This is a genomic window from Aeromonas genomosp. paramedia (assembly GCF_023093515.1).
GTDB lineage: Bacteria > Pseudomonadota > Gammaproteobacteria > Enterobacterales > Aeromonadaceae > Aeromonas.
In genome coordinates, this window is sequence record NZ_JAAROG010000023.1 from 26,061 (window position 1) to 46,694 (window position 20,634).

At 65.1% G+C, this 20,634-nt stretch carries 17 protein-coding genes and 1 pseudogene; 8 read left to right on the forward strand and 10 right to left on the reverse strand.

The window, feature by feature from the left end:
* The first annotated feature begins 44 nt into the window (after nucleotides 1-44).
* The gene (locus HB860_RS17705; protein WP_247627486.1) at nucleotides 45-1,493 is read left to right on the forward strand and encodes a catalase; all 1,449 of its coding nucleotides are present in this window, start codon (nucleotides 45-47) and stop codon (nucleotides 1,491-1,493) included.
* 465 nt (nucleotides 1,494-1,958) lie between these two features.
* Here HB860_RS17705 and HB860_RS17710 read toward each other — a convergent pair whose 3' ends face one another.
* Nucleotides 1,959-2,276 carry a YnjH family protein gene (locus tag HB860_RS17710; RefSeq protein ID WP_247627487.1) on the reverse strand — a complete coding sequence of 106 codons (318 nt, stop codon included), beginning with the start codon at nucleotides 2,274-2,276 and terminating at the stop codon, nucleotides 1,959-1,961.
* Nucleotides 2,277-2,499: 223 nt separating this feature from the next.
* Between HB860_RS17710 and HB860_RS17715 the strand changes: the two are divergent.
* Nucleotides 2,500-3,579, forward strand: a pseudogene (locus HB860_RS17715) (hypothetical protein); the annotation flags it as partial.
* A gap of 620 nt (nucleotides 3,580-4,199) precedes the next feature.
* Here the strand turns inward: HB860_RS17715 and HB860_RS17720 are convergent.
* The gene (locus tag HB860_RS17720; protein WP_247627488.1) at nucleotides 4,200-4,577 is read right to left on the reverse strand and encodes a hypothetical protein; all 378 of its coding nucleotides are present in this window, start codon (nucleotides 4,575-4,577) and stop codon (nucleotides 4,200-4,202) included.
* 195 nt (nucleotides 4,578-4,772) lie between these two features.
* Here HB860_RS17720 and HB860_RS17725 point away from each other — a divergent pair, with 195 nt between their 5' ends.
* The 3 genes from HB860_RS17725 to HB860_RS17735 all read left to right on the forward strand — a co-directional run bounded on the left by HB860_RS17725 (nucleotide 4,773) and on the right by HB860_RS17735 (nucleotide 8,157).
* Entirely contained in the window at nucleotides 4,773-6,152 is a 1,380-nt protein-coding gene (locus tag HB860_RS17725; RefSeq protein ID WP_247627489.1) for a bifunctional NUDIX hydrolase/phosphatase PAP2 family protein, read from the forward strand.
* A gap of 10 nt (nucleotides 6,153-6,162) precedes the next feature.
* Complete coding sequence (gene ydiK, locus HB860_RS17730; protein ID WP_247627490.1) at nucleotides 6,163-7,251, forward strand: AI-2E family transporter YdiK; 1,089 nt, start codon at nucleotides 6,163-6,165, stop codon at nucleotides 7,249-7,251.
* Nucleotides 7,252-7,452: 201 nt separating this feature from the next.
* The gene (locus HB860_RS17735; RefSeq protein ID WP_247627491.1) at nucleotides 7,453-8,157 is read left to right on the forward strand and encodes an SDR family oxidoreductase; all 705 of its coding nucleotides are present in this window, start codon (nucleotides 7,453-7,455) and stop codon (nucleotides 8,155-8,157) included.
* Between the two features lie 70 nt (nucleotides 8,158-8,227).
* Here the strand turns inward: HB860_RS17735 and HB860_RS17740 are convergent, their stop codons facing one another.
* The 3 genes from HB860_RS17740 to HB860_RS17750 are packed head-to-tail and all read right to left on the reverse strand — an operon-like array spanning nucleotide 8,228 to nucleotide 11,573.
* Complete coding sequence (locus tag HB860_RS17740; protein WP_247627492.1) at nucleotides 8,228-9,349, reverse strand: agmatine deiminase family protein; 1,122 nt, start codon at nucleotides 9,347-9,349, stop codon at nucleotides 8,228-8,230.
* Between the two features lie 17 nt (nucleotides 9,350-9,366).
* A complete protein-coding gene (locus HB860_RS17745; RefSeq protein ID WP_247627493.1) occupies nucleotides 9,367-10,479 on the reverse strand; it encodes an extracellular solute-binding protein in 1,113 nt (370 codons plus the stop codon).
* 41 nt (nucleotides 10,480-10,520) lie between these two features.
* The gene (locus HB860_RS17750; protein WP_247627494.1) at nucleotides 10,521-11,573 is read right to left on the reverse strand and encodes an agmatine deiminase family protein; all 1,053 of its coding nucleotides are present in this window, start codon (nucleotides 11,571-11,573) and stop codon (nucleotides 10,521-10,523) included.
* A 115-nt stretch (nucleotides 11,574-11,688) separates the two neighbouring features.
* Here HB860_RS17750 and HB860_RS17755 point away from each other — a divergent pair, with 115 nt between their 5' ends.
* Both HB860_RS17755 and dhaR read left to right on the forward strand, forming a co-directional pair.
* A complete protein-coding gene (locus HB860_RS17755) occupies nucleotides 11,689-12,588 on the forward strand; it encodes a LysR substrate-binding domain-containing protein (protein ID WP_247627495.1) in 900 nt (299 codons plus the stop codon).
* Between the two features lie 73 nt (nucleotides 12,589-12,661).
* Complete coding sequence (dhaR, locus tag HB860_RS17760) at nucleotides 12,662-14,563, forward strand: dihydroxyacetone kinase operon transcriptional regulator DhaR (RefSeq protein ID WP_247627500.1); 1,902 nt, start codon at nucleotides 12,662-12,664, stop codon at nucleotides 14,561-14,563.
* A gap of 89 nt (nucleotides 14,564-14,652) precedes the next feature.
* Here the strand turns inward: dhaR and HB860_RS17765 are convergent, their stop codons facing one another.
* From HB860_RS17765 to HB860_RS17785, 5 genes are all read right to left on the reverse strand, one after another.
* Nucleotides 14,653-15,747 carry a glycerol dehydrogenase gene (locus HB860_RS17765; protein WP_247627496.1) on the reverse strand — a complete coding sequence of 365 codons (1,095 nt, stop codon included), beginning with the start codon at nucleotides 15,745-15,747 and terminating at the stop codon, nucleotides 14,653-14,655.
* A gap of 138 nt (nucleotides 15,748-15,885) precedes the next feature.
* Nucleotides 15,886-16,602, reverse strand: a complete 717-nt coding sequence (gene dhaM / locus HB860_RS17770; protein WP_247627497.1) for a dihydroxyacetone kinase phosphoryl donor subunit DhaM — start codon at nucleotides 16,600-16,602, stop codon at nucleotides 15,886-15,888.
* A gap of 1 nt (nucleotide 16,603) precedes the next feature.
* On the reverse strand, nucleotides 16,604-17,233 hold the full coding sequence (gene dhaL, locus HB860_RS17775) for a dihydroxyacetone kinase subunit DhaL (protein WP_247627498.1): 630 nt from the start codon (nucleotides 17,231-17,233) through the stop codon (nucleotides 16,604-16,606).
* Nucleotides 17,234-17,242: 9 nt separating this feature from the next.
* Nucleotides 17,243-18,313, reverse strand: a complete 1,071-nt coding sequence (gene dhaK, locus HB860_RS17780) for a dihydroxyacetone kinase subunit DhaK (RefSeq protein ID WP_247627499.1) — start codon at nucleotides 18,311-18,313, stop codon at nucleotides 17,243-17,245.
* Between the two features lie 239 nt (nucleotides 18,314-18,552).
* Nucleotides 18,553-19,911, reverse strand: coding sequence for an NCS2 family permease (locus HB860_RS17785; protein WP_162519284.1), 1,359 nt, complete (start codon nucleotides 19,909-19,911; stop codon nucleotides 18,553-18,555).
* 202 nt (nucleotides 19,912-20,113) lie between these two features.
* On the opposite strand from HB860_RS17785, the gene HB860_RS17790 reads away from it, so the two are divergent.
* On the forward strand, nucleotides 20,114-20,446 hold the full coding sequence (locus HB860_RS17790; protein WP_042001328.1) for a cupin domain-containing protein: 333 nt from the start codon (nucleotides 20,114-20,116) through the stop codon (nucleotides 20,444-20,446).
* The last annotated feature ends 188 nt before the right edge of the window (nucleotides 20,447-20,634 follow it).

The window sequence follows — 20,634 nt, forward strand, 5'->3', positions numbered from 1 at the left end:
GCGCCCTTCCCCTAGTCTGGCGGCTCATCACAAGGAGATGCCCCATGACTGACAAGACCCTGCACAGCGCCAACGGCGCCCCCGTCGTCGACAACAACAACAGCCTCACCGCTGGCCCCCGCGGCCCCGTGCTGATGCAAGACATCTGGTTGATGGAGAAACTCGCCCACTTCGACCGCGAGCGCATTCCCGAGCGGGTGGTTCACGCTAAGGGCTCGGGCGCCTACGGCACCTTTACCGTGACCCACGACATCAGCCAGTTCAGCAAGGCCGATCTGTTCAGCGCCATCGGCAAGCAGACCCCGGTGTTCCTGCGCTTCTCCACCGTAGCCGGTGAGAAGGGCGCCGCCGACGCCGAGCGCGACGTGCGCGGCTTCGCCCTCAAGTTCTACACCGAGCAGGGCAACTGGGATCTGGTGGGCAACAACACCCCCGTCTTCTTCATCCGGGATCCCCTGAAATTCCCCGACTTCATCCACACCCAGAAGCGGGATCCGCGCACCAACCTGCGCAGCGCCACCGCCGCCTGGGACTTCTGGTCACGCCATCCGGAATCCTTGCATCAGGTCACCATACTGTTCAGCGATCGCGGCATCCCCAGGAGCCTGCGGGAGATGAACGGCTACGGCAGCCACACCTTCAGCTTCATCAACTCGGCCAACGAGCGCTTCTGGGTCAAGTTCCACTTCAAGACCGAGCAGGGTCACAGCTTCTACACAGATGAGGAGGCGGCCAATGCCGTCGGTCAGGACAGAGAGACCAGCCAGGCGGATCTCTACAACGCCATAGAGCGGGGCGACTTCCCGCGCTGGAAGGTCTATGTGCAGGTGATGCCGGAAGCCGAGGCCCAGACTTACCAGATCCATCCGTTCGACCTCACCAAGGTGTGGCCGCACAAGGACTATCCGCTGATCCCGGTCGGCATGCTGGAGCTCAACCAGAATCCGGACAACTACTTCGCCCACGTGGAGCAGGCCGCCTTTACACCGGCCAACGTGGTGCCCGGCATCGGCTTCTCGCCGGATCGCATGCTGCAGGGGCGGCTCTTCTCCTACGGTGACACCCAGCGCTATCGCCTCGGCGTCAACCACGGCCTGCTGCCGGTCAACGCCCCGCGCTGCCCCTTCCATCACGGCGCCCACCGCGACGGCGCCATGCGGGCGGACAGCAACGGCGGCGCCAGCCCCAACTACCAGCCGAACCGCTTCGGCACCCAGCAACCGAGCGAGCAGCACGAGCCGGCCCTGAGTCTGGAGGGGGCTGCCCTGCACTACGACTTCCGTGACCATGACAGCGACTACTACAGCCAGCCGGGGGATCTGTTCCGCCTGATGGACGAGGGGCAGCGCGCGCGCCTCGCCGCCAACCTGGCGCGTTCCCTCGTCAACGTGGAGGATGACGCCATAGTCGCGGCCCAGCTCAAGCACTTCGAGCAGGCCGACCCCGAGTACGCCAAACGGGTCGAACTGGCACTGGCCGCCCTGCAGCGCTAAGTCGCAGGCAGTAAGCATCTGCAAACGCAAAACGGGGGCCTGATGGCCCCCGTTGTCGTGATGCTGACGGTGATAAATGCAAAAACGGAGCCAAAGGCTCCGTTTTTCAATGCGGTATCCATCCCGGACGCAGCGCCCTCACGCGCTTCCCGCTCCCTTGCCAACAAGGGTTTGTACCACCCGTTACGGCAACCAAGCAGTGCATTGGAAGAGCACCGCCGAGCTGGTGATAAATAAAAACGGAGCCCGAGGCTCCGTTTTTCAATGCGGTATCAATCCCGGACGGAACGCGCTTCGCGCTCTTCCCGCTCCCTTGCCAACAAGCGTTTGTACCACCAGCTACTGCGACGACGTTGTGCATTGGAAGAGCGACGAGCCATTTCTTAGGTTCCAGCCAAGAGAAGAAAGGAGCTGCATTATGCGACAGGGATCACGCCCGTGTCTGTAGCTGGATCAAGAAAAGGCTCACTGACCCACCCTGATCGTCTCCCTGTTGGCCGCCCCTTCGTCGACGGGCTCGTAGCTGGCGGGTTCGTGCCAGGCCAGGGGCCCGTTGCTCTCTTGGTCGTTTTGCGGGCCGCACTCCAGCCAGAGATCCCCCTGCTGGATACGCGATCCGAGGGAATATTTCTGATCCTGATACCAGCAGACCCGCTCGGGCAGCGAGCCCAGGGGCAACACCAGATCCGTGCCCACCGAGTGGCTGAGGGTGTTCGACGCCGGGGCCGCCTGGGCAGGGAGGAGCCCGCCGAGGGCAAACAGACAAAACGCGGTTCGGATCATGAGTGACACCTGTGACAACGAGAGAGTGATCCCCTAAAGCGACCACCAGCGTCGCCGACTTGACCAATAAGTGTCGGCTCATCTGGCATTCCGGAAGCAATATGATAGCCTGCCAGCGCCCGCCGATCCCCATGGGTGAAGGGCCGGGCCAGTTCGGGTCATGCTGTCGGGAAAAGACAGTATATAGCCTTATTAATCAAATAATTACTTGGATATGTTGTCGATGCGTATCATGCCGTTGCTCAAGGCCGCCTGCCTGAGTCTGATGTTGTCCGCCTGCGTGGCCCCCCTGCTGATGATGAGCCCCACCAGCCAGCTGATGTGGGCCCTGCTCAAACCCCTGGTCGGTTTCGATCCGAACGAGGCCAACCTGTTCGAGCAGCCGCTGATCAAGGACAGGATGACCGCCATGCTGGGGCCCAACTACGACAGCACCATGCAGCTGCTCAAGACGGCCAACGAGTTGCAGCAGGAGGGGCCGCTGTTTTACGTGGTCTCCCGCTACGCCCCTGTGCCGGATGTGGCCAAACAGGCCGGCATGGTGTGGAACGCCGACACCAACCAGCTCTCCGTCATGTTGCAGAAGGGCGATGGCGCCACCCAGGTGTTTGGCGAGAACCTGACGGCGGCGACCCCGACCTGGCCGAGCACCATGCAGGAGTGGCAAGCCGGCAACCCGACCGCCACCGCTCTCACCGACGCCGGCAAGGTGATGACGGGAACAAGCGGTTCCCTGCTTGGCAATGTGATGGGCAACCTGCAACAGAGTGCGACTCAGGCCCTGACCGACTCGACCAGCCAGATGATCGGCAGTACCACTGCCCAGGCGCAGCAGCAGGCCAGCAAGGCTGTCAGCGACTCGGCCAAACAGGCGGTCGGCAGTGCCACCGCCTCGGCGCAGCAGCAGGCCAGCAAGGCTGTCAGCGACTCGGCCAAACAGGCGGCCGGCAGTGCCACTGCCTCGGCGCAGCAGCAAGCCAGCAAGGCTGTCAGCGACTCCGCCAAACAGGCGGTCGGCAGCGTCACTGCCTCGGCGCAGCAGCAGGCCAGCAAGGCAGTGAGCGACTCCGTCAAACAGGCGGTCGGCAGCGTCACCACCTCGGCGCAGCAACAGGCCAGCAAGGCTGTCAGCGACTCTGCCAAACAGGCAGTCGACAGCGTCACTGCCTCGGCGCAGCAGCAGGTCAGCAAGGCAGTGAGCGACTCGGCCAAACAGGCGGTCGGCAGTGCCACTGCCCAGGCGCAGCAGCAGGCCAGCAAAGCGGTGAACGACTCGGCCACCCAGACGGTGAGCGATGCCACCGATATCTTGCGGCAAACCAACCAGGCCGTGACCCGCTTCGCCCAGCAAGCGGTCAGCGATACCGCCAAGCAAGCGGAAGCCAGTGCGCAGCAACAGGCAGGCAAGGCCGTCAGCGATACCGCCAAGCAGGCGGTCGGCAGTGCCACCGCCTCGGCGCAGCAGCAAGCCAGCAAGGCTGTCAGCGACTCGGCCACCCAGACGGTGAGCGATGCCACCGATATCCTGCGGCAAACCAACCAGGCCGTGAGCCGCTCCGCCCAGCAGGCCGCAGCCAGTGCGCAGCAACAGGCAGGCAAGGCCGTCAGCGACACCGCCAGGCAGGCCGCAGCCAGTGCGCAGCAGCAGGCAGGCAAGGTCGTCGGCGACACCGCCACTCAGGCCGCCAGCACGGCGCAGCAACAGCTGAACAAGGTGGTCAGCGGGGCGACCGGCACTGTGCAGGCGCAGGCCACCAAGGTGGAAACCCAGGGGATGAAGCAGAGCGATCAGGCCAGGGCGGATGCCGAGGCCGAGCTGGAGAAGCTGCTCAACTAAGTCGTGTAAGAGGGCGAACCCGTGCACCATGCAAACAGGCCATCCGAGGATGGCCTGTCGTTTATCTGCGAATGGGCAGGGGAGCCTTACAGGTGGTGGTCCTGCTCGGTGGGCTTGGCCACCTTGTCTTCGCTGTGCTCGATGGCGGTGCGAATGAGGTCGACGCCGGCCCGGATGATCAGCACTCCCATGTTGACCAGCTTGACGCAGACCCACATGAAGGTGATGAGCAGGATCAGCTTGAGCACTGTCTGGAAGGCCTCCAGGAAGTTCTGCTCCAGCTGGCTGGTGAGGCCATTGGCACTGGTCATCAGCCAGGTGTAGACCTCGCGCACGAACGGAATGCGGCTCGGCATCTCCAGCACGTCCAGTGCGGCAGGCAAGGCCTGGAAGATGACGATGCTGCCAAACAGTATCAGGATGACGCCGATGGCAATCCCCAGGAAGAAACCGAACTGTCGCATGAAAGGCCCCAAGATGTGTTGAATGAGAAGAACAATAGCCGCCAATACTAGGGACTGCCCGGGCCGACGGCAATCCTTGCGCCCCAGATTGGGCCGAGACACTCCCGCCCTGCACCGGCCATCCACCGGAAGTCATTGCCCAAGTATCTGATTTCTGTGACCCTTGTCCCCATCTATTCCCTTAGTGGCACCATCATGCCCAGACTCGCTCTCTTACTGCTTCTGCTGCTCGGCTCCCTGTCATCCTCCCTGTTCGCCGCCGAGGCGCCCCCAGGTGCGGCCGCCTGCGTGATCCGCCACCAGCAGGATCTGTTGCTGGTCCAGGACAGGATCTCCGATCGCTACAGCCTGAGTGGCGGCTACATAGACGGGGGCGAGACGCCCGCCCAGGCGGCTCTGCGGGAGCTGTTCGAGGAGACGGGGCTCCATGGCCGGATCACCGGGGAGCTGGGGCGCTGGCAGCGCGCCATGGTATTCGCCTGCCAGACGCTGACCCCCATCCGGGCCCAGCGCGGCTCGGGTTTTGTCTCCCTGCTTGAGGCCCCGAACCTCGGCGGCGAAATTCTCAACGCCAGGCTGATCGATGCCGCCAGCCTCCCCCAAGATCAGCGCCGCTTCCCGACGCAGCTCGACTGGATAACGCCAAGGCTGGCCCAGGTGCCCGAGAGCGAGGTGCAGTGGGTGCCGGACTTCAGTCCCGAAGGCAGCGCCCTGCACAGGGCAGAGCTGCCGCTGATCCAGCGCCTGCAGCAGTGGCTGGGGCCAGACGCGCGCTGGCTTGAGGTCGGCAATCTGCTGGGATCGGCGGCCTTCCAGCTGGCCCTGCTCCCCTTCTTGCTCCCCCTGCTGGGCTGGCCAAGGCTGCGCAACCTGCTGTTTGCCATGGTGCTGCTCACCCTGCTGGTGCAGCTGCTCAAGGAGGGGGTAGCCTGGCCCAGGCCCTTCCACCTCGATCCCATGCTGGGGCAAAGGAGCGCCCAGGGCTTTGGCATGCCGAGCGGCCACGCCGTCTCGACCCTGCTCTACTGGGGCCTGCTGCTCGGCGCCCTGACCTCCCTCAGAGCCTGGCAGGGCATGGGGCTGGCCCTGCTGCTGGCGGCCCTGGCCGGGCTGGCCCGCATCTGGCTCGGCGTGCACTTCCTCTCGGATGTGGCGGCCGGCCTGGGTCTCGGCGCCCTGCTGCTGGCACTGCGCGCCCCCCTGGCGGCACTGGCGCAGCGCCAAGCTCCCTGGGCTCTCCTGCTGCTGGCCTGCGCCCTGGCGGGCTGGCTGACCCAGTCCACCGCCCTGGCGGGGCTCGCCATGTTCACCCTGGGACTGGTATCGGGTAATCTGCTACAACTCGAACGACACCCAGCTCCCGCCCTCCATGCCACTCTGCTGGCCCTGGCGGGCGGTCTGCTCATTGGCGGGGGGCTGTTCGTGCTCCCTGTGCTCACCGACAGCTCTGTGCTGCTCCTGGCGGGAAAAGGGTTACTCTATGGCTGCCTGGGGTTCTGGCTGAGTGCCGCACTCTGGTGGCTGCTGTCTTTTATCAATACTGGCGCCGGATCCCGGGGCCCCACCCCTCGTTAAAGGGAACGCAATGCATATGAAAAAAGTGGATTTGGCCAAGATCACCCTGGGCCTGCTGTTTCTCAGCCTGCTCATCATCTCGTGCTTCATGGTGCTGCGCCCCTTCCTGCCCGCCCTGGTCTGGGCCACCATGATCACCATAGCCACCTGGCCGCTGATGCAGATGGCCCAGCGCCTGCTGTGGGGCAAGCGCACCCTGGCCGCCCTGCTGATGAGCGGCATCCTGCTGCTGATGTTCGTCATCCCCCTGTTCATGGCGCTGGCCAACGTGGCGGAGAAGGCCCCCATGCTGATCGATCTCGGCACCGAGCTGAGCCACTCCCCGCCCCCCGAGCTGCTCTGGCTGCAACAGGTGCCTCTGGTGGGCGACAAGCTGTTCGAGTTCTGGCAGCAGATCCTCGCGAGCGGCGGCCAGGTGCTGTTCGCCAAGCTGGCCCCCTACTTCGGCCAGACAGCCCGCTGGCTGGCGGCCCAGGCGGGCAACCTCGGCCTGCTGTTCGTCCACTTCCTGCTGACGGTGGCCATCTGCGGCCTGCTCTATCACTCCGGGGAAAAAGCCGCCGACGGCATTCGCCGCTTCGCCCACCGGCTGGCGGGCCAGCGTGGCGACAACGCCGTGGTGCTCGCCTCCCAGGCCATCCGCGCCGTCGCCATGGGGGTGGTGGTGACCGCCCTGGTGCAATCCTCGGTGGCCGGGATAGGCCTGCTCATCGCCGGCATTCCCTACACCATGATCCTGGTGGTGCTGATGTTCCTGCTGATCGTCGCCCAGATAGGCCCCTTCCCCGTGCTGCTGGCCAGCGTGGGCTACCTCTACTGGAGCGGGGATACCACCTGGGGCACCTTCCTGCTGGTCTGGTCCCTGCTGGCGGGCACCATGGACAACTTCCTGCGCCCCTTCCTCATCAAGCGCGGTGCCGACCTGCCGCTGATCCTGATCCTGGTGGGCGTCATCGGCGGCCTGCTGGCGCTGGGGATCATAGGGCTCTTTATCGGCCCCGTGGTGCTGGCGGTGGGTTACACCCTGCTGGATGCCTGGATAAAAGAGGGGGAGCAAGCACCCGCCGCAGAGGCGCCCGTGCCGCCCCCGGTGGAGTGACCCGCCCGCAAGAGAAGCAAGACGCCGCCCACTGGGCGGCGTCTTTTTTCGCACGGCTTGGGCCCGGTCGCGCCCACATAGAACCAAAGTTTGAATCGTCTCGCCAAAACACGAACCAGGGTTCGAATCCGCCCCCTCCCTCCCCTGGGATCCCCAAGCCCCAGCCGCCACAATGGCTGCTCCATTGAAGGAGGAGACAAGATGAACGAACTGAGAGCAACACGCGCCCTGATCAGCGGTGGCGCCAGTGGCATAGGGCTGGCCATCGCCGAGGCCCTGGCCAGCCAGGGGGTGGAGCTGGTGCTGGTCTCGCGCCGCCTGGGACTGCTGGAGCAGGAGGCGGTGCGGCTCAGCGCCCGCTACGGGGTGAGGGTACTGCCGCTTGCGCTGGATCTCTGCGACGGCGATCAGGTGCGCGCCCGCCACGCCGAGGCCCGGGAGCGGCTCGGTCCCATCGACCTGCTGGTCAACAACAGCGGGGTGGGCAGCGACTACCTGGTGCAGGATCTGCCGGAGTCGGAGTGGGACAGGGTCATGGACACCTGCGCCAAGGGGACCTTTCTGCTGACCCAGGCCTGCCTGTCGGACATGCTGGCGAGCCGCCATGGCACCGTCATCAACATCGCCTCCCAGGCCGCCAAGAACGGCTACGCCAGGGCCAGCGTCTACTGCGCCGCCAAGTTTGCCGTGCTGGGGTTCGCCAAGGCGCTGCGGGAGGAGGTGCAGCATCAGGGCATTCGGGTGCATACCCTCTGCCCCGGTCTGGTCCAGGTGCCGCCCCCGGCCTGCCCGGGCGATCGCAAGCCCGGCTGGCTGCAGGTGGAGGATCTGGCCGAGGCCGTGCTCTATACCCTGCGCCAGGGCGCCCATGTCCAGCTCGACGAGATCGGCATGACGGGGATCTGAGGGGCTGTTGTACCAAGGGACATGACCCGGAGCGTCGAGTCGCACCGGGTCATGAGTCGGCAGAGGAGGATCAGGCCGGTTGATGCAGGGTGATGCAGTGAATACCGCCGCCCCCTGCCGCCACCGGGTCTATGTTGACTTGCACCACCTTGCGGCCGGGGTAGAGCTTGGCCAGCAGATCGCGGCAGTAGCTGTCGGCCGCCTTGTCGCCAAACTCGGGGGCGATCACGGCGCCATTGATCGGCAGGTAGTTGATGTAACCGGCGGCAAAGTCCGGGCTGCGGCTGAACTTGTTGTCCCGCCCGCCCAGGGGCGGCGGCAGCTGATGCAGCTCCAGCTTGTTGCCGTCGGCGTCCGTCGCCTGCTGCAGTATGGCGAGATGCTGGCGGGTCACCTTGTAGTCGTAGGAGTCGGGATCCTTGTCCATGTTGATCACCACCACCCCGGGGCGCACGAAGCGGGCGTAGAAGTCCACGTGGGCGTCCGTGATGTCGCGGCCCTTGATCCCCGGCAGCCAGATGATCTTGCGCAGCCCCAGGTTGGCCTTGAGCTCTGCCTCCACCTGCGCCCTGGTGAGGCCGGGGTTGCGGTTGCTGTTGATCCAGCAGCTCTCGGTCATGATGGCGGTGCCGTTGCCATCCACCTCGATGCCGCCCCCCTCGCCGATGATCTCGCTCTGCAGGTAATGGGCATCCGCCTGGCGGCTCACCAGAGAGGCGATGCTGGCGTCATGGCTGTGCTCCTGCTTGTCCCCCCAGCCGTTGAAGTTGAAGTCCACCAGCCCGAGTTCCCCCTGCTCATCCTGCACGAAGACGCCGCCGGTATCCCGCAGCCAGATGTCGTCCATCACGGCGTGGACGAAGTGGGTGTTGCGCTCCCCGCACAGCTGGCGCGCCAGCTCCTCGTCATCCTGGTGGCAGAGCACGTTGACCCGGGTGTAGGGCGCCATGGCCTGCACCAGCCGGCCTATGGTGGCCTGCACCTCCTTGTAGTTGCGACCCCAGATCTCGCTGGTGGCACCGAAGGCCACCCAGACCAGGGCCTGGGGGGAGGACTCCTCCGGCATGTGGTAGCGGCCGGCGGCACCGGTCTCGCTGGCGGCGAAGGCCAAGCGGGCGCCGGGCAGGCTGCCGAACCCGGCAATGGCGCCGAGGGCGACCAGTTGTTTCAATACGTGGCGTCGGGAAAACATCTTTCTACTCCTGGGGTTCAGAGGCTGCTCTTGAAACGAGTCCAGGCTCGCATCCGGGCACGCATCTGGGGTTGTGCAATGTCTTTGCCCGGAATGAGCCGCTGGTAGCTGGCTTCGTCCAGGTAGATATCCGGGTTGGCCGTCATGGTGGCATCCACCATGGGTCTGGCCCTGGCACTGGCGGTCGGATAGCCGGTGCTGTTGGTGATGGCCGCCATGTTGGCCGGGCGCATCACGAAGTTGATGAAGGCGTAGGCATATTCAGGATGGAGCGCATCCACCGGGATCGCCATGGTATCCATCCAGACGGTGCTCCCCTCCTTCGGCAATCTGTACTCGAAGTCGACCTCCTTGCCCGCCTCGGCGGCGGCGCGCCTGGCCTGGGTCATGTCGCCGCTGTAACCCAGGGACAGGCAGAGATCGCCGTTCACCAGCTGGGTCACCGGCTGGGACTGGAACTTGCGGATATGGGGCTTGAGCCCCTTGAGCAGCGCCAGCGCGGCATCCAGATCCTCGGCCTTGCCGCTGTGGGGATCCCGCCCCAGGTAGTGCAGCACCACAGCCAGCACCTCGTCGGGGGAGTCGATGATGGAGATGCCGCAGTCGGCAAATTTTGCCGCCAGCTCGGGCTTGAACAGCAGATCGAGACTGTTGACCGGGGCATCCGCCATCCGCTGCCGGATCATGGCTGCGTTGTAGGTGAGCCCTATGGTGCCCCAGGTGTAGGGCACCACCGCATCCCGTGAATGGGGATAGGCTTGCTGCAGGCGCCGCAAGCCGGGCTCTATCTCCCCCAGGTGCTGCAACCTGCCCTGATCCAGCGGTTGCAGGCTGCCCGCCCGCATCAGCCGCTCCGCCACCGTATCGCCGGGGAAGATGAGGTCATAACCGCTGCGACCGGCCATCAGCTTGGCCTCCAGGGTCTCGCTGCTGTCCATGACGTCATAGATGACCCGGATCCCTGTCTCTCTGGTAAAGGCGCTGAGGGTATCGGGGGCGAAGTAGTCCGCCCAGTTGTAGAGCCGCAGCACCTTCTCCTCTCCTGTTGCCGCATCGGCCTCCCCGGCCTCGGCCGAGAGGCTCAGCAGCAGGGCCAGGCAGCCCATCCACCTTGGTGTCTTCCTGATCATGATGTGGTTACTCCCTGTGATTGGCCGCCGCCGTGCAACGCTCAGCCCCGCAGCGGCCAGGCGGGCTGCTGCTGGGTGATGCAGTGGATACCGCCGCCGCCGTGGGCCAACCGGTTGATCGAGACCGGCACCACCTCCCTTTGCGGGAAGGCGCCTTGCAACACAGCAGCCGCCTCCCGGTCGCTCGCCACCCCGTAGGCGGGCATGATGACGGCGCCGTTGGCGAGGTAGAAGTTGGTGTAGGAGGCACAGAAGACCTCGGCCTCGGTGTCTATGGCCTCACTCGCGTCGTACAGATCCTGCAACTCGAAGGTGCGCCCTCTGGCATCCGTGGCCAGGGCCAGGGCCCGTCGGTTCTCCCTGACGATACGGGCATAGGTCGAGCTGGCATCCCGGGTGGCATCCACCAGCAGCTGGCCGGGGCGACTGAAGGCGCAGACCCCGTCCACATGGCCGTCCGTCATGTCGCCGGTGACATGGTCGGGATCCCCCGGCAGCCAGATGGTCTTCTCGATGCCGAGCAGGCGGCTGAAGATCCGCTCGATCTCCCCCTTGCCGATCCCCGGATTGCGGTTGCTGTTGAGCAGCACGGATTCCGTGGTGATCAGGGTGCCTTCGCCGTCCACATGGATGGCGCCCCCCTCGTTGGCCAGAAAGCTGCCGATACACTCCAGCTCCAGGCTATTGAGGATGCGCCGCGCCAACCCCTCGTCCAGACCGTGAACCGACTTGCCGCCCCAGGCGTTGAAGCGCCAGCTCACCCCGGCGCTGCCGAGTTCGGGGTGGCAGATGAAGGTGGGGCCGGAGTCGCGGCACCAGCTGTCATCTACCGCAATGGGGACCAGGGTCACCCTGTCGTCACAGAGGGCGCGCGCCTCGGCCAGCGCGGAAGGGTCGACCACCAGCCTGACCGGTTCGAACCGGACGATGGCGTTGACCACCCGGGCGAAGTCCTGTTGCACCTCGGCCAGGGTGACGCCCCAGCCGGATTCCCACAGCGCCTTGTTGTGGGGCCAGACCATCCAGGTCGCGGCGTGCTGGCACCATTCGGCGGGCATGAACCAGCCCTTTGCCACTATTCCCTGTTCCCGCATATTCCCTCTCTGATTAGGTACTATTAAGGTTGCTGACGATGGGAATAGACTATCCCCCCATAACACGGCGAACAAACGATCGATTTTCAGTGCAAGTGATAAGTGGAGCTAATCAATGATGTTCAAGCACTGGCCCCCGCTCAACGTGCTGCGGGGCTTCGAGGCGGCGGCTCGCCTCGGCAGTTTTCATCAGGCGGCGCAGGAGCTGCACCTCACCCAGTCCGCCATCAGCCAGCAGATCCGCTCCCTGGAGGAGCTGCTCGGCCAGCCGCTGTTCCACCGGCAGGGGCGCTCGGTCGCCCTGACCGATGCGGGGCAGGATCTGCTGGAGACCACCCAGAGCGTGCTGCTGCAACTGGCGGTGGGGATCCAGCGCCTCGAGCAATACCGCAAGCCGAACCAGCTGGTGCTCAACACCAGTAGCGCCATCGCCCGCCACTGGCTGCTGCCCCGGTTGGGGACGTTTCATCGCCAGCACCCCGACATCGATCTCTGGCTCTTCACCAGCGACGAGGTGCCCGACCTGGCGGAGCAGACCATAGATCTCGCCCTGCGCTGGGATCTCGCCCCCCAGGCCCAATGCCGCCACCAGCCACTGCTGGCGGACAGGTTGCTGCCGGTGGCCGCCCCTGCCGTGCTGGCCCAACCGGCGGCAGAGCGCACCACCCTGCATGGCGAGCGGGAGCTCGATTGGCACCACTGGACCCTGAAAGGGGGGGAGGATCTGCAACTGCAGACCCGGGGGCTCAACTTCTCCGATCCCGGCCTGCTGCTGGAGGCGGCCAGCGCCGGGCTCGGCGTGGCGCTGGTGAGCGAACGGCTCTCCCAGCCGGCCAGGGAGCAGGGGCAGTTGCTGCCGCTCTCCGCGCTCAGGGTCAAGGGGCCCCAGTGGAGCCTGCTGATCCACCAGGAGAGCGAGGGGATGCCGGAGTGCCGCGCCTTCTGCCACTGGCTCGGCCAGCAGTTTGCCGAGGGGGCGGCGGGCGAGGATCGGGATGCCATTGCCGCCCTCTGAGGCAGGTCACTGAATCGGGCCGGCAAGAGTGGTTAAATGGTCGGTCTCTCTCTTGCCGGATATTGCTGTGACCATGCCATCCGACCACCAGCACCTTCAGCCCTGGCCTGACTATCTGCAGGCATCCTGGCTGCGCTGCGCCCACCAGACCAGCGCCACCCTCTGGCATCCGCCCCACAGCGCCAAGGGGCAGACCTTGCAGAGCCTGCGTCAGCGCAAGCGGGAGTTGCTCACCACTGGCGAGATGGCCCTCGAAGATCTCTACGAATTTATGGAGGGGCGCCCCTGCGCCCTGCTGCTCACCGACGAGAGCGGCTGCCTGCTGGCCCGCACCGGCCATCGCGAGACGCTGGCAGAACTCGAAGCCCTGGGGTTTGGCCCCGGCGCCTTCTTCAGCGAGGGGCGCATCGGCACCAATGCCATCAATCTGGCGGCGCTGGAGGGGATTCCGCTCTGCGTCAGTGGCCCCCAGCACTTCAACCAGACCCTGCACCCCTGGCACAGCTGCGCCAGCCCGGTCTACAACAACAATGGCCGTCAGGTCGCCATCATGGCCCTGGTCTGCCGGGTGGAGGGGGCAACGGTCGGCGATCTGGCGCTCACCGTCAGCGCCGGGCGCGAGCTGGCCCATCTGCTGCAGATGGAGACCCTGATGCAGGAGTCCCAGCACCATCTGAGCGAGCTTTACGCTTTGCTGGATGGCATGGATGACGGCGTGCTGGCCTGGGATCCGCAGGGGCGGCTGCGCTACCTCAACGCCCTGGCGGCACACCGGCTGCGGCTCGATCCGGCGCTTTGTCTCGGCCAGCCTCTGGAGCAGCACCTGCTGCTGCCCCAGCGGTTGCAGCTGGCCATCAGGGGGCAGACGCCGCTCAGTCATGTGGAGGTGACTCTGGAGCGGCTCGGCGCTCAGGAGGGGGAGTTTATCAATGCGCTGGTGAGCCTCAAGCCGCTGCCGGGGCCGGAGGGCGTCAGCTTTATCGCCCTGCTGCACCCGGTCGATCGGCTGCGGGCCATTCACCAGCTGCGTCAGACGGTGCCCGAGCTGTCGGCGCTGGTGGGCGAATCGAGCGCCATGCGCAAGCTGCTGCGCTATGCCCGGCAGGCGGCCCAGAGTCAGGGGCCGATCCTGCTGCGCGGCGAGGAGGAGGTGGGCAAGGCTCAGCTGGCGGAGGCGATCCACTTTGGCAGCGAACGGGCCGCCGGGCCGCTCATTACCCTCAACTGCAAGGCGCTGCCGAGCGAGCGGATGGCGCTGGAGTTGATGGGGTCCGACGAGGCGGGGCAGGAGCGGGCGGGCAAGTTCGAGCTGGCCCACGGCGGCACGTTAGTGCTGGAGCAGGTGGAGTGCCTCTCTGCCCCCATGCAGGCGGCGCTGCTGCAACTGCTCAAGACCGGCCGCATCCAGCGCTTCGATTCGGCCCGCATCCTGCCGCTCAAGGTGCGGATCATCGCCACCAGCAGCGCCCCGCTGGAGCAGCGGGTGCAGGAGGGGTTGTTTGGCCGCCAGCTGCTCTATGCCTTGCAGGCGTGCGAGCTCTGGCTGCCGGGATTGCGGGAGCGCGCGGCCGATCTGCCGGGCCTTATCAGCCAGCAGTTGGCGGCGCAGGGGCGCGAACCGGTGCGCCAGTTCAGTCCGGCGGCCCTCGATTGTCTGCTCGCCTATCCCTGGCCAGGCAATCTGGGGGAGCTGCGCAGTGCCGTCGAGCATGCGCTGCTCCACGCCGGTCAGGGGCCGATCCCGTCGGAGGCGCTGCCCGCCGCCATTCGTCACGGTTATCAGCGGGTGGCGGACGAGGTGGTGGGGCAACCGCTGCTCACCCTGGCGGAGCTGGAGCGCCAGGCCATCTTGCGCTGCGCCCACGCCTGCAAGGGGCAGGTGAGCCAGATGGCCCAGCATCTGGGCATCAGCCGCACCACCCTGTGGCGGCGGCTGAAGTTGCTCGAGATCGATCCCGTCGACTATCACGGCTGACGGCGAGCCGTCGCCAAGAGGCCCGTAGAAAATGAAACGGCCCCGCAGTTGCGGGGCCTTGTTATATGGCAGGGTCAGTCGTAGCGCGGTTACAGCCCCAGCTGGTGGGCGGTGACGATGGCCGCCAGCACATCCTCGGCGGTGACCTTGAATGGCATATTGTGGATGGTCTCGCCCTCGGCGGTGGAGGCTTTGGCTACCTCCATCAGGCGCGCCATATCCAGCTCCTTGACCCCCATCATATGCAGGTTGGTCGGCAGGCCCACCGAGCGGCAGAAGGCCAGCACGGTCTCGATCTCCGCCATCGGCGCGTTCTCCAGCACCAGCTGCACCAGGGTACCGAACGCCACTTTCTCACCGTGGTAGAGGTGGTGACACTCGGCCAGCTGGGTCAGGCCGTTGTGAACGGCGTGGGCGGCGGCCAGACCGCTGCTCTCGAAGCCGATACCGCTCAGATAGGTGTTGGCCTCGATGATGTTCTCCACCGCCTTGGTACAGAGCCCCTGCTCCACCGCCAGCTTGGCCTTGTAGCCATCGGCCAGCAGGGTCTTGTAGCAGAGCTCGGCGATGGCCTGCGCCGCCAGGGTAGAAGCGCCACCGGCCATGGTCTGGCAACCGGAGACCTTGTTGGCGCGCGCCTCGAAGTAGGTGGAGAGCGCATCCCCCATGCCGGAGACCAAGAGCCGCACCGGGGCGCGGGCGACCACGCCGGTGTCCATGATGACCATGTCGGGGTTGGTCGGGATCATCAGGTATTCGCTGAACTGCCCCTCCGGGGTGTAGATGACCGCCAGCGCACTGGTGGGTGCATCGGTGGAGGCGATGGTCGGCACTATGACCACAGGCACCTGCTGGTAGAAGGCGACCGCCTTGGCGGTATCCAGGGTTTTGCCGCCGCCGATGCCGATGCCGATGCCGATGATGACATCAAACGGGGTCTGGTTGCAGCGGGCCAGCAGCCGGTCGATCTCGGGGCGGGAGCACTCGCCGTTGAAGCAGTCGAACTCCGGCTTGATACCGGCGCCGTGGAAGCTGGTGGCCACGGTATCGCCCACCAGCGTGGTGACGAAGGCGTCGGCCAGGATCAGCGGCTTAGCGCCGAGCGCTTTGACGTAGTTGCCGATATTGGCGAGGGCCCCGTTGCCTTGCACGTATTTGCTGGGGCTGATGATAATGCGGTCCATATTCTATCCCTCTCTCTTTATGTATTAAGAATCGGGGCGAAGGGGCGGCGGTGCCGGGGACTCCTTCGTCTTTTACTTGCACAACTGTGGCGCGGCGGCTGGCCGATGAAGCCGCTGCCGCGCCTTGAAGCAGGCCGGTCAGTCGCCGAAGCGATCAAGGGCCAGCTGCTGGAAGCAGGCCAAGGCGGCGCTGGCATCCTCTCCACGCGCCAGCAGGGTGAGCCGGTCGCCCTGACGCACGTTGAGCATGGCGAGCCGGGTCAGGCTGCGGGGATTGGCCTCTTTGTCCCCCTTTTGCAGCTTGAGTTCAGCGGCAAAGGGTTTGAGGGCAGCCACCAGTCGGGCGGCGGGGCGCACATGCAGGCCGTGGGGGTTATCCACCACCACTTCGCAGCGCAGCCAGCAGTCGTCGGCAACAGGGACGGTCTCCGTGGCGGCCTGCGCCGCACTGGCAGGCAGCATCGCCTGTTTCGGGCCCAGTGCGCCGAGCGCCTCGGCAGCCACCTCATCCAGCGTCAGGCCGGAACCGGCCGCCACCACGGCGGCCAGGGTACCCTCGACCAGCGGGGCGGGGCAGAGCCGCACCCGGGCGCTTAACTCGGGGGGCAGCAGTTCAAGGGCGGTCTCGGCGCTGAGCAGGGCGCTGCCGAGATCCATCAGCACCAGCACGCCGCTGCCGTCATCCGCTTCTTCAATCGCACTCATCACGGCGATGGCGTCGGTGCCGATGGGGTGGTCGGGGTCATCGACCCCGGCCGCCAGCAGCAATCTGACCGGGCTGCCGAGCTGGTCGGCCAGCGCTTTCAAGCCGGCAGCCAGCTGGGCGCTGTGAGAGACCACTACGATTCCGATCATGTCACAACCTCGCTCTGTCACGCAGGGCGGTCAGCAGCAGCAGGGTCGAGGTGGCCCCGGCATCCTGATGGCCGATGCTGCGCTCGCCAAGATAGCTGGCGCGCCCCTTGCGGGCCTGCATCTGGATGGTGGCCTCGGTACCGGCAGCGGCGGCTGCCACCGCCCTGTCCAGCGCATCCTTGAGGGAGAGCTCTTGCTGCTGCGCCTGTTGCAGGGCGGCCAGTGCCGGCCACCAGGCGTCGCACATGGTCTTGTCGCCCGGCTCGGCACGGCCGCGGGAGACGATCCCCTCGACCCCGTCGCTCAGCATTTTGCACAGCTGGCTGAGGCTCAGACTCTGGCAGGCGTCGCTGCTGGCCGCCGCCCGGATAAAGAAGGTGCCGTAGAGCGGGCCGCTGGCGCCGCCGACCGAGGAGAGCAAGGTCATGCCGGTGGTTTTCAGCACCTGACCGATATCCTTGTCCGCCACCGCAGGCAGCTTCTCGGCCACCTTGGTAAAGCCGCGCTGCATGTTGAGGCCGTGGTCGCCGTCGCCGATGTCGGTATCCAGCGCGGTGAGGTAGTCACGCTGCTCGGTAAAGATGTGTTCGCAGTCGAGCAGCCAGTTGACGATCTGATGTTTGCTTAACATGGGTTCTCCTTAGCAGCCGCGACGCAGGGCGGGGGTGTGAACGGGGGCATCCCACAGGGTCATCAGTTCATCATCCACCTTGAGCAGGGTGATGGAGATGCCGGTCATGTCGAGGGAGGTGCAGTAGGGACCGATCAGGTTGCGCACCAGATGGATGCCCGCCTCTTCGCACAGGGTAGCGAGGCGACCATAGACGCCATAGAGCTCGGAAATGGGGGTGCCGCCGAGGCTGTTGACCAGCGCGATGACCCGATCGCCCCCATTCAGCGGCTCGATAAAGGTGTGCTCCTCCTGCCAGCTGCCGGAGGCTCTGTCCCAGTGGCGCAGGGTGCGGCCATAGGGGGTGTTGTCAGCCAGCTCGCTGAACATGTCATCCACCAGGGTATTGAGGTCGGTGAAGGGGCGGCGTTCGATGCCGGGCTCGCCGTGGATGCCCACGCCGAACTCCATCTCGTTGTCGGCCAGGGTGAAGGAGAGCTTGCCAGCGGCAGGCACGGTGCAGGCGTGGGTGGCAACGCCTATGGTGCGGCTCTGGTTGTTGATACGGCGGGCCAGCGCCTCGCAGCGGGTCAGGTCATAGCCCGCTTCGGCAGCGGCACCGACCAGCTTCTCGCACAGCACGGTCGTGGCAACGCCACGGCGACCTGCGGTGTAGAGGCTGTCTTTGACCGCCACGTCGTCATCGATCAGGGAGAAGCCGACCTTGACCCCGTCACCGTGCAGCAGCTCGACCGCGGTTTCGAAGTTAAGCACGTCGCCGGTGTAGTTCTTCACCAGAAACAGCACGCCCGCGCCTCCATCAACGGCCTGACCGCACTCGTACATCTGATCCGGGGTTGGGGAGGTGAAGATCTCGCCGGGGCAGGCGCCATCCAGCATCCCCTTGCCCACCAGACCGCCGTGCATCGGCTCGTGGCCGCTGCCACCGCCGGAGACCAGCGCTACCTTGCCCATCACGGGGGCGTCGGCGCGGGTGATGTAGTGGGGTTCGATACGTACCTTGAGCTCGGGGTGGGCTGCAGCCATCCCCATCAGTTGTTCACGGACCACAGCATCGACGGCATTGATCAGTTTCTTCATGGCTCACTCCTTGGCTTGCCACCACACGGGGTAGGCAGATGGTTGATGGAGCCAGTCTAACGGGATAAATCGGGAGGAAAATGACGGCAGGTTAGGTTCGGATTTGAAACAGGATTAGGTGCGTTGGCGTTTCAATCTGAAACTTGGCGGGGCAAACGGGAGAGAAACTGCTAGCGGCCTCACAGCCATGAAAAAGGGCCCCGCGGGGCCCTTCGCTATAACCGGAATATGCGGATGGGTTAGATGGCCCAGCCACCGGCATAGAAGATCACCAGCGCCAGGGCGATGATGACGGTGCCGACGTTCAGCTTCTTCCACTCGGCGGCAAACAGACGACCGACAACCAGGGCCACGAAGCCCAGCATGATGCCGGTCACGATGTTGCAGGTGAGCACGATGAAGACGGCGCACAGCATGCCTGCCAGGGCATCGACCGAGTCATTGAAGTCCAGCTTGGTGACGTTGCCCAGCATCAGCAGGCCGACGTACATCAGCGCCGGTGCGGTGGCGTAGGCAGGCACCAGGTAGCTCAGGGGCGAGAGGAAGATCATCAGCAGGAAGAGCACGCCGACCAGCGCAGCAGTCAGACCGGTCTTGCCGCCAGCCGCAGTGCCTGCGGCAGATTCGATGTAGACGGCAGCCGGAGCACCACCCACCACGCCAGCGACCATGCTGCTGACGGAGTCGGCAGTCAGGGCCTTGCCGCCGCTGATGATGTGGCCACGCTCGTTGATAAGGCCCGCCTGACCGGCCACGGCACGTATGGTGCCAGTGGCGTCAAACACGGCTGTCATCACCAGCGCCAGCACGGTCGGGATGACCACCGGATTGAGGGCGCCCAGCAGATCCATGCTGCCAACCAGTGAACCTTTCTCACCGGTCAGGCTCGGCATGGCGAAGAAGCCCTGCCAGGTCACTTTCGGATCGAAGATAAGGCCGAGGATGGAGATGGCGATGATCACCATCAGGATGCCGCCCGGCACCTTGCGACGCTCCAGACCGAAGATGGCGGCCAGACCCAGCACCGTCATGATGACCGGGAAGGAGGTCACTTCACCCAGTTGAACCGGCAGACCGGCCCCTTCGTTCTTGATCACCATGCCGACGCCGTTGGTGGCGATCAGCAGCAGGAACAGACCTATACCAATGCCAGTGCCGTGGGCGATGCCGGAGGGGAGGTTGTCCAGGATCCACTGGCGCACGCCGGTGACGCTGATCAGGGTAAACAGCACACCCATCAGGAAGATGGCGCCCAGGGCGACCGGAATGCTCAGTCCCTGACCCAGTACCAGACTGAAGGCGGTAAAGGCGGTGAGGGAGATGGCGCAACCTATGGCCATCGGCAGCTTGGCCCACAGGCCCATCAGCAGGGAGCCAAAGGCGGCGATCAAGCAGGTTGCCACGAAGACGGGGCCCTGCTCGAAGCCGGCGGCACCCAGCATGTTCGGCACCACTATGATGCTGTAGACCATCGCCAGGAAGGTGGTCAAACCGGCCAGCAACTCCTGGCGGACAGTGCTGCCACGCTGGGTGATGGAGAAATAGGAGTCCAGAAACCCGCTATTGCCGGTGCGGGCCGTCATTTCTTGCGTTGCCATAACTCATCCTGAATGTGTGAAGGAAATCGTTTGCGTAATGGCGCGCAAAATAGCAAGAATTTGGCGAGATTGCAGCGGATCAGGCACCATTTTCCCGAACTTTTCCATTTTAAGCCTCATTGGAAGCCTCAACTTCCACATGGGGAGCTCCCCTCCAGCTTCTACACTCTTAGCTAGCCCCACATCAGCCGGAGACAAGCCCATGCACACAGGCAACCTGCTTGGCCAGATCCCCTCCCCCCTGCCCAACGAGGTGTTCACCGACCTGGTCAGCACCAATCACTTCCGCATCGAGCGCATCCTCTCCCAGGGGCAGCAGACCCCCACGGGAGAGTGGTTCGATCAGGATGAACACGAGTGGGTGGCGCTGATACAGGGCGAAGCCATCCTGGTCTTCATCACACCGGATACCGGGGTCCAGGAGCGCGTCCACCTTGGGCCAGGGGATTACATCAACATCCCGGCGCACCTTCAGCACAGGGTGGAATGGACCCACCCTACCGAGACGACCGTCTGGCTCTGCATCTACTACTAGAGCAATCCCTCGCCGCAGTGACAAGGCACAACGAAAGAAGCCCAATCGACAGATTGGGCTTCCTGGAAACTGATGCTGAAAGTGCATAGCAAAAAGGCCTTCCCGTGAGAGAAGGCCTTTCAAATTAGTGGCGGAGCGGACGGGACTCGAACCCGCGACCCCCGGCGTGACAGGCCGGTATTCTAACC

Coding starts and splice junctions, on each gene's coding strand:
- HB860_RS17705 (WP_247627486.1), top strand. CDS start 45: ATGACTGACAAGACCCTGCACAGCGCCAACGGCGCCCCCGTCGTCGAC.
- HB860_RS17710 (WP_247627487.1), bottom strand. CDS start 2,276: ATGATCCGAACCGCGTTTTGTCTGTTTGCCCTCGGCGGGCTCCTCCCT.
- HB860_RS17720 (WP_247627488.1), bottom strand. CDS start 4,577: ATGCGACAGTTCGGTTTCTTCCTGGGGATTGCCATCGGCGTCATCCTG.
- HB860_RS17725 (WP_247627489.1), top strand. CDS start 4,773: ATGCCCAGACTCGCTCTCTTACTGCTTCTGCTGCTCGGCTCCCTGTCA.
- ydiK (WP_247627490.1), top strand. CDS start 6,163: ATGCATATGAAAAAAGTGGATTTGGCCAAGATCACCCTGGGCCTGCTG.
- HB860_RS17735 (WP_247627491.1), top strand. CDS start 7,453: ATGAACGAACTGAGAGCAACACGCGCCCTGATCAGCGGTGGCGCCAGT.
- HB860_RS17740 (WP_247627492.1), bottom strand. CDS start 9,349: ATGTTTTCCCGACGCCACGTATTGAAACAACTGGTCGCCCTCGGCGCC.
- HB860_RS17745 (WP_247627493.1), bottom strand. CDS start 10,479: ATGATCAGGAAGACACCAAGGTGGATGGGCTGCCTGGCCCTGCTGCTG.
- HB860_RS17750 (WP_247627494.1), bottom strand. CDS start 11,573: ATGCGGGAACAGGGAATAGTGGCAAAGGGCTGGTTCATGCCCGCCGAA.
- HB860_RS17755 (WP_247627495.1), top strand. CDS start 11,689: ATGATGTTCAAGCACTGGCCCCCGCTCAACGTGCTGCGGGGCTTCGAG.
- dhaR (WP_247627500.1), top strand. CDS start 12,662: ATGCCATCCGACCACCAGCACCTTCAGCCCTGGCCTGACTATCTGCAG.
- HB860_RS17765 (WP_247627496.1), bottom strand. CDS start 15,747: ATGGACCGCATTATCATCAGCCCCAGCAAATACGTGCAAGGCAACGGG.
- dhaM (WP_247627497.1), bottom strand. CDS start 16,602: ATGATCGGAATCGTAGTGGTCTCTCACAGCGCCCAGCTGGCTGCCGGC.
- dhaL (WP_247627498.1), bottom strand. CDS start 17,233: ATGTTAAGCAAACATCAGATCGTCAACTGGCTGCTCGACTGCGAACAC.
- dhaK (WP_247627499.1), bottom strand. CDS start 18,313: ATGAAGAAACTGATCAATGCCGTCGATGCTGTGGTCCGTGAACAACTG.
- HB860_RS17785 (WP_162519284.1), bottom strand. CDS start 19,911: ATGGCAACGCAAGAAATGACGGCCCGCACCGGCAATAGCGGGTTTCTG.
- HB860_RS17790 (WP_042001328.1), top strand. CDS start 20,114: ATGCACACAGGCAACCTGCTTGGCCAGATCCCCTCCCCCCTGCCCAAC.